This window comes from Pseudomonas sp. 50_B (assembly GCF_017491625.1).
Lineage (GTDB): Bacteria > Pseudomonadota > Gammaproteobacteria > Pseudomonadales > Pseudomonadaceae > Aquipseudomonas > Aquipseudomonas danubii.
Map to the genome: position 1 here is coordinate 1 of NZ_JAFGYX010000066.1, position 627 is coordinate 627.

The 627-nt window shown below is 59.6% G+C and carries 1 pseudogene; it reads right to left on the minus strand.

Features of this window, described 5'->3' with window-relative positions:
• Positions 1 to 627 (minus strand): annotated as a pseudogene (locus J5M73_RS30920) (hypothetical protein); the annotation flags it as partial.

Below are 627 nucleotides of genomic sequence, written 5' to 3' on the forward strand. Positions count from 1 at the left end.
GGTTGTCACGTTCATTGAATGAGACGCGCTGCCCATCGATTGTGGTGTGCGACGCAGGACCGCCGCTCCAACCCGGCCCACCAATGGCGCCATAGCCCTGGCAGTTTTTCAGCGCGACGCTGGACAGGGCCGGAACCGGATTCGGTTTCTGGGCGATGAACTGGAGAATGCCCTTGAGGGTGGCAATACGCGCCGGCGTGGTTTGTTGTTCGAGCCACTTCTGGGTCTTTTCAGTATTGGGCTGGAACAGGCTGTAAGGCGAGTTGAGCATGATGAAGCCATCAGCCGGTCGCTCGTCCTGATCCTTGAGAAAGGCATGGGCCAACAACCCGAGCAAGGTGCCCTGGCTGTGGCCCACCAGATTCACCGTGTCGTTGGGATAGCGCTTGCGGATGATCTTGATCAGCATCGCCAGACGCATCGCCGCCAGCACCATGTAACGACGCCCTGCGGCGGCAAACAGCGGGTGAGTTCGCGTTCCACCGATCAAGTTGAGCGGAACGATGCCGAATGGATAACCGTTGAAGCCCTCGCCCCACATGTCCGGAAGGTTGGTGGTGGCATTGGCGAATTGTCCGCCTTCCTTGGTGCCCGCCTTGTCCAGGCGGTTTCTGTTGCGATCCATCC